We start from the raw sequence: 6,917 nt of genomic DNA, 5'->3' as shown, positions 1-6,917 counted from the left end.
GGCCACCAACCGCGCGGGATTCCGCCTCCCCTGTGCCGGCGTCGCCCATTACGCCGGCGGGTGGGCTGCCGTACGGGACCGTCACCTCCCGTCCGGCAGCACGCCCTCGGGTCTCCGTCACCCGTGTGTTGTCTGTATGCCCCTCACAAGCGCACGACCCACCTCTACGGGTGGGTAGATTTGTCGATGTACGGTAATTACGCCGACGCACAACTCCCGGCATGTACAAGGGAGTCGGCGAGGGGTCAGGCTCCGGCGTCGCCTCAGGGGACGACGATGACCGGGCGCTGGGCGCGACGGGCGAGCCGTCCGGCCACGGAGCCGAAGATCCGCCCCACCAGCCCGTGCGTCGAGCCGACCACGATGGCGTCGGCCGCGTACTCGCTGCCGACCTCTTCCAGCTCGTGGCAGATGTCGCCGCCCCGTTCCACCAGGATCCAGGGCACCTCCGCCAGATGATCGGCACAGGCGAGCTCGAGCCCGAGCACCTCGGTGCGGTGATCGGGGACATCGACGAAGACGGGCGGCTCGCACCCCGCCCATACGGTGGTCGGCAGCCGGTTGGCGACGTGGACGATGATCAGTCCGGAGCCGGAGCGGTGGGCCATACCGATGGCGTATGCCAGCGCACGCTCACTGGAGACCGAGCCGTCGAAGCCGACGACGACACCGTGCTGGAAGGCGGGATCGCAGGAGTGGCGCGTCTCGTCCGCCGCTTCGGGGACCGCCGTCGAGTCGGCGACCTGCCTGCGGTCTGCTGGGTCAGGGATCTCGTGTCCTGCCATGACTTGTCTCGGCGAAGTGAGTCCTCTGTGCAGAGGGACGACGGACGGCTTGCGCTCTTTCGGATCTGCTCTGTCGATCTCTTCTGTCGATCTCTCGGTCGAGATCTGCTGGTGCCTGTACGGCCTGCTCGATGAAGACCGGGAATCGTCTTCCCAAGTCCCTTACCCACAGGGTACGGCCGCACTCACCTCTTGCCCAGGTAAAGATTGACGGCCGCCCGAGGCAGCTGACCCCGGAGCATGCCTCAGCACAGGCCGCAGCGCAATGCCGCCTTACGCCCCTTACGCGCCTCCTTGACAGGCGTACGTGGCCGCCGTGGCCGGAAGCGGTGTCGGGCGGCGCGGCCGGGCGACTCGTGCACCCCTCGTGCCGCGCTGGTCACACGCCGTGGGAACGCTTCCCCTCCAGCACGGCCCGTACGGGGCGCCTCCCAGTGGTACGGCGAGTGAACCTGACCCGACCGTTGCGTTGGCGCGAGACGACCCCTCGGGGCGCACAACGGAACACACCGGCGCGCACAGAGTCACAAAAAATCACGCACCGTCGCGTGCCGCGCACGCGGGGCGTACACCACCTGTCACACACGCCTCAGACACCCCTCGCGTCACTGGCGCCCATCCCTCAGATGACCGGGTCGCACGCCAGACCCCCCTCGAATTTCAGCCAACTTGCCGCCTCTTTGCAGTCCTTGCAGCCCCCGTCCCCAACCCCCCTGCCACCAGGGAGGAAAGGAGCGGCGCGCGGGTGTGCACCCTACGTTGATGGGGCAGAGAGGGCATGCGTACTTCCCTGAAGCGCTGTTGAGTGAAACGCTTCGTGATCGAATGCTTCACGCCAAGTTGCCTTGTCGACATAGCGCCGGATGCCGAACTTGCACCGCCCACCTCATCCGACGCAGTAGATTCGATCTTGGCTTTCGCTGCGGGGGAGAGCGGGGGAGATGCTGCATGGACCGAGAGGAACACAACGATTGAGGGGGGCTTAGTTCCAATGAGCCAGGACTCCACGAACGGCCCAGTCGAGACCCGCAAGCTGGCCGCGCGCCGCCGGCGCGAGATCGTGGCGGTGTTGCTCTTCAGCGGTGGTCCCATCTTCGAGAGTTCCATCCCGCTCTCCGTCTTCGGAATCGACCGCCAGGACGCCGGAGTTCCGCGCTACAGGCTGTTGGTCTGCGCGGGCGAGGACGGGCCACTGCGTACCACAGGCGGGCTCCAGTTGAGCGCGCCGTTCGGGCTGGAGGCGATCTCCCGCGCGGGCACCGTCGTCGTGCCCGCCTGGCGCTCCATCACCCAGCCACCACCACCGGCCGCACTGGACGCGCTGCGCCGCGCGCACGAGGAGGGGGCCCGTGTCATCGGGCTGTGCACCGGCGCCTTCGTCCTCGCGGCCGCCGGGCTGCTGGACGGCCGCCCGGCCACCACCCACTGGATGTACGCGCCGACGCTCGCCAAGCGCTACCCGGCCGTGCACGTCGATCCCCGCGAACTGTTCGTGGACGACGGCGACATCCTCACCTCGGCCGGCACGGCAGCGGGCATAGACCTGTGCCTGCACGTCGTACGCACCGACCACGGCGCCGAGGCCGCCGGAGCGCTCGCCCGCCGGCTGGTGGTGCCGCCCCGCCGCGGCAACGGCCAGGAGACCGGCGGCCACCCCCGTCACCTGGACCGCTCCTTACCAGAGGAGATCGGCGCCGACCCGCTCGCCGAGGTCGTCGCCTGGGCCCTGGAACACCTCCACGAGCAGTTCGACGTGGAGACGCTCGCCGCGCGCGCGTACATGAGCCGCCGCACCTTCGACCGGCGCTTCCGGTCTCTTACTGGGAGCGCTCCACTGCAGTGGCTCATCACCCAGCGCGTGCTCCAGGCGCAGCGGCTGCTGGAGACGTCGGACTACTCCGTCGACGAGGTGGCGGGCCGCTGCGGCTTCCGCTCGCCCGTCGCGCTGCGCGGCCACTTCCGCCGCCAGCTCGGCGCCTCCCCGGCCGCCTACCGTGCCGCGTACCGCGCGCGCCGGCCGGACGGGGAGCAGGGCCACGACGGACCGGGCACCCCTGGCGCGGGCGGAGCGACGGCGGGCGGGCCCGGAACCGGTGGCCCCGGACCCGGCGGTCAGGGCCCCGAGGGTCCCCCGCGGCTGCCGCACCAGTCCCAGCAGGCCCCGCCGGGGCACCCGGGACCGGCGGGGCAGACCGGACACCAGGGGCCACCCGGGCACCCGGGCCACCCCGGCGGCGGCCACCCGGGGCACCCCGGGCACGCGGGACACCCCGGGCATTCCGGGCCCTCAGGGAGCGGCCATGAGCCGGGAGCGGCGAACGGACCGTCGACGAACGGACCGTCGGCGTACGGCACCAGGCAGGAGACCCGGCACGAGATCCGACAGGAGCTGAGAGAACACCGGAACGCACAGCAGAACCGCTCCGACCGCGTTGAGCAGGGCAAACCGGAGTCGGACGCGTTCGCGCCGCGGGTACCGGGGCAGCGCGGACGCGGAGCGGGCTGAGCGGCCCGCGTCACGTAGTGTGAAGAGCATGAACGATCGCATGGTGTGGATCGACTGCGAGATGACCGGCCTCTCGCTGTCCGATGACGCGCTCATCGAGGTGGCCGCGCTGGTGACCGACTCGGAGCTGAACGTACTCGGCGACGGCGTGGACATCGTGATCCGCCCGCCCGCACACGCCCTGGAGGCGATGCCGGAGGTGGTGCGCGAGATGCACACCACCTCCGGTCTGCTGGAGGAGCTGGACGCGGGTACGACACTGGCCGACGCCGAGGCCCGCGTTCTGGCGTACGTACGCGAGTGGGTCCCGGAGGCCGGCAAGGCGCCGCTGTGCGGCAACTCCATCAGCACCGACCGCGGGTTCCTCGCCCGGGACATGCCCGCGCTCGACGGCCATCTGCACTACCGCATCGTGGACGTCTCCTCCGTCAAGGAGCTGGCACGCCGCTGGTATCCGCGCGCCTACTACAACAGCCCGGAGAAGAACGGCAACCACCGGGCGCTGGCCGACATCCGCGAGTCCATCGCCGAGCTGCGCTACTACCGCGAGGCGGTCTTCGTGCCCCAGCCGGGGCCCGACTCGGAGACGGCGAAGAAGATCGCGGCCCGGCATGTGCTGCCCCCGGCGGACTGATCCCCGGGGCGGCAGGTGGCGACGCCGGTAAACCCGGGAGCGAGCACGGCTCGGGAACCTGTACACTCGTAGCGGCCGGTCAGGGAAGATCTTCTCTCCCCCGCCGGACATGGTGGTCGTAGCTCAGTTGGTAGAGCACCTGGTTGTGGTCCAGGATGTCGCGGGTTCAAGTCCCGTCGATCACCCTTCACTCGGAGGCCCTGTGGCCGGCGGAAACGCGGGCCACAGGGCCTCCTGACGTGTGTACGGGTCAGCTGTCGGGGGGTTCTCTTGATCCTGGTGATCGTCTTCGGGGTGGCCCTGCTGGTCGCCGTGCTGCTGTCCGGACTCGCGGCACGGTCGGTGCTGTCCACCTCGCTGCTCTTCCTGGCGGGTGGCGCGCTGGTCGGCGACGGCGGGCTCGGGCTCATCCATGTGGCACCCGAGAGCGATATCGTCCGGGTCACAGCCGATCTGGCCCTGTTCGCCGTGTTGTTCACGGACGGCATGCATGTCCGCTTCGCGGATCTGCGGGAGCGGTGGAAGAGTCCGGCGCGGGCGCTCGGGCTCGGGATGCCACTGGCGTTCCTCGGTATCGCGCTGCTCACGCACTGGCTCGTCGGCTTCGACTGGACGACCTCGTTCCTCGTCGGCGCTGTGCTCTCCCCCACCGACCCGGTGTTCGCCTCCGCCATCGTCGGCCGCCGGCAGGTGCCGGCCCGGCTGCGGCAGCTGCTGAACGTCGAGAGCGGGATCAACGACGGGCTGGCGCTGCCCTTCGTGCTGATCTTCCTCGCCGCAGCGGCGCCGAGCGGGCACGGCGAGCACGCCTCGCTAGGCAGTATCGCCCTGGAGCTGTTCCTCGGCCTGGCCTTCGGCATCGTGGCGCCGCTGCTCGTCAACGGGCTGCTGCGGTTCCGGCTGCTGGGTGCCGAGCCCAAGCTCCAGCCGCTGGGCCCGCTGGCCATCGGCGTGATCCTGTACTCGGTCTGCCATCTGACCCACGCCAACGCCTATCTCGCCGCGTTCAGTGCGGGTTCCGTGCTCGCGGCCGTCTCCCCCGAGGCCAAGCAGGCGTTCGAGCCGCTGGGCGACTCGCTGTCCGAGCTGGCGAAGTTCGCAGCGCTGCTGATCTTCGGCGCGCTGCTGACCGGGGAGCTGTTCGGTGAGCTGTCCTTCGGCGGATATGTGGTCGCCGTGCTGGCGATCGTGCTGATCAGGCCGGCCTCGCTGCTGCTGTCCCTGGTCGGCACGTCCTTCGACCGGCGGGAGAAGCTGACGGCCGCCTGGTTCGGGCCCAAGGGCTTCGCCTCGGTGGTCTACGGGCTGCTGGTGCTCCAGGCCGGAATCCCGCGCGGCGAGGAGGCGTTCACGCTCATCGCCGTCACCATCGCCTTCTCGATCGTCGCCCACAGCAGCTCGGACGTGCCCATCGCCCGGCTCTTCGACGTCGAGGAGCTCGCGGGTATCCCCGACGACGAACGCGGCCCCCGCTGGCCGTTCGGCAAGGGCGAGCGGAAGCCCCCGAAGCGGGTGGAGGGGCCCAGAACGTAGGGCGCGTCCGGCTGCCCCTCGGGGCGCGACACTCATGAAAAACACCGCGTTCCCGGCCTCCCAGCGGGAGACGGGAACGCAGTGCTGACGGGCAGGCAGAGCGCTAGGCGTCTGCCACGGGGAAGCGTTCGGCTCAGTCCATCACCATCGGGCCGAAGACGAAGAAGACCGAGTCGGAGATGTTGGTGTCGTCGTCGGAGATGTTCACCTTCTTGATCTCCTTCTTGACCGACTCGTGCACCCAGTTGTACTGGTGCCCCTTCGGCCAGGCGGCGGCCGAGCCCGCACCGGCACCGGCCAGGCCCAGAACGGCGAAGCCGACGGCGACGGAACGCACGAGCGTACGCATGCGCATGTGAACCTCCAAGGGTTGGTTGGACGAGGCACCACAATGGCGGGCAAAGTGTGACGTTTTGGTACAACACGACAACACTGCCCGGAAAGAACCCGGACGGCGCACCTGCTTCCCGACCTGCCTCCTCACCCACCTCCTCATTCGAACTAATATTCGGTACGTGAGTGAGTGGCGCGACCGTGCGGGACCGTGGGCACGGGCCCGGATGCCGGACGGGCAGGAGCTGGACGTGATCGTCACCGGCCGCTCCCGTACGCCCGACGGCCACTGGTGGTACGAGTGCGAGGCGATCCTGCCGAGCCGCTACGAGCACCCCGACGGGCGCGCCGAACCCAAGAGCGCCCCGACCGCGATCAGCGTCGCGGCCGAGAACATCACCCCCATCCCCGGCGAGCGCTACGACGCGGTGCCCACGGTCGGCGCCGTGGCCGGCCGGCAGTGGGTGGCCGTCCGGATGCGGGGAATCGGCGAGAGCGAGCCGTGGTGGTGCGTACACCGCAGGGACTGCTGGCAGGCCCGCGACGGCTGGCTCACCCGGCGCATCACCACCCGGGAAGCGGTGGAGCTGCTGGCGCGGACCGAGGAGGCACGGGTGTGCGACGTCTGCCGCCCCGACCGGGTGCTGGGCCGGCCTGGCCTGCGCCGCTGACGTACCCGCCGGCGGGGCGGGCCGGGCGGCGCGTCAGGCGAGGCGCACGCCGTGCTCGGCGAGATAGCGGACCGGGTCGATGTCCGTGCCGTAGCCGCGCTGGGCCCGCACCTCGAAGTGGAGGTGGGGGCCGGAGGAGCGGCCCGTGTTGCCGGAGAGGCCGAGCCGGGTGCCGGGCCTGACGGCTGCGCCGACCGCCACGTGGATCCGGGACAGATGGGCGTAGAGGACGTACTCGCCGTCAGTCATCCGTACGGTCACGGCGTTGCCGTAGGCGCCCGCCCACCCCGCCTCGACCACCGTTCCCGGGCCGACGGACTGCACCGGGGTGCCCACGGGGACGCCCAGGTCGACCCCGGTGTGATAGCCCGCCGCCCAGCTGCCGCTGACGCCGTACGGCTGCGAGACCGGGGCCTGCGAGAGGGTCACCGGCCGCACCCAGCTGCTTCCGGCCC

At 70.4% G+C, this 6,917-nt stretch carries 7 protein-coding genes and 1 tRNA gene; 5 read left to right on the top strand and 3 right to left on the bottom strand.

The window, feature by feature from the left end; genetic code table 11:
• Positions 1–263: 263 nt before the first annotated feature.
• Positions 264–785 carry a universal stress protein gene (locus tag ITI46_RS32210; protein WP_209243484.1) on the bottom strand — a complete coding sequence of 174 codons (522 nt, stop codon included), beginning with the start codon at positions 783–785 and terminating at the stop codon, positions 264–266.
• A 991-nt stretch (positions 786–1,776) separates the two neighbouring features.
• On the opposite strand from ITI46_RS32210, the gene ITI46_RS32205 reads away from it, so the two are divergent.
• The 4 genes from ITI46_RS32205 (at position 1,777) to ITI46_RS32190 (ending at position 5,458) form a co-directional block, all read left to right on the top strand.
• A complete protein-coding gene (locus ITI46_RS32205; protein WP_209243483.1) occupies positions 1,777–3,291 on the top strand; it encodes a GlxA family transcriptional regulator in 1,515 nt (504 codons plus the stop codon).
• Positions 3,292–3,319: 28 nt separating this feature from the next.
• Positions 3,320–3,925 (top strand): oligoribonuclease, encoded by a 606-nt coding sequence (gene orn / locus ITI46_RS32200; RefSeq protein ID WP_209212704.1) that lies wholly within the window; start codon positions 3,320–3,322, stop codon positions 3,923–3,925.
• Positions 3,926–4,037: 112 nt separating this feature from the next.
• A tRNA-His gene (locus ITI46_RS32195) sits at positions 4,038–4,110 on the top strand.
• A 94-nt stretch (positions 4,111–4,204) separates the two neighbouring features.
• On the top strand, positions 4,205–5,458 hold the full coding sequence (locus ITI46_RS32190) for a cation:proton antiporter (protein ID WP_307808415.1): 1,254 nt from the start codon (positions 4,205–4,207) through the stop codon (positions 5,456–5,458).
• A 133-nt stretch (positions 5,459–5,591) separates the two neighbouring features.
• Here ITI46_RS32190 and ITI46_RS32185 read toward each other — a convergent pair whose 3' ends face one another.
• Positions 5,592–5,807, bottom strand: a complete 216-nt coding sequence (locus ITI46_RS32185; protein ID WP_247746925.1) for a hypothetical protein — start codon at positions 5,805–5,807, stop codon at positions 5,592–5,594.
• A gap of 166 nt (positions 5,808–5,973) precedes the next feature.
• Here ITI46_RS32185 and ITI46_RS32180 point away from each other — a divergent pair, with 166 nt between their 5' ends.
• Positions 5,974–6,462 (top strand): DUF6233 domain-containing protein, encoded by a 489-nt coding sequence (locus tag ITI46_RS32180; RefSeq protein ID WP_307808414.1) that lies wholly within the window; start codon positions 5,974–5,976, stop codon positions 6,460–6,462.
• Positions 6,463–6,495: 33 nt separating this feature from the next.
• On the opposite strand, the gene ITI46_RS32175 is transcribed toward ITI46_RS32180, so the two are convergent.
• Positions 6,496–6,917: M23 family metallopeptidase (locus ITI46_RS32175; protein WP_209243480.1), on the bottom strand; the 422-nt coding region annotated here is incomplete at its 5' end.

The sequence above is a fragment of the Streptomyces oryzae genome (assembly GCF_017676365.1).
GTDB lineage: Bacteria > Actinomycetota > Actinomycetes > Streptomycetales > Streptomycetaceae > Streptomyces > Streptomyces oryzae.
This window is presented reverse-complemented; position numbering and strand designations above follow the sequence as displayed.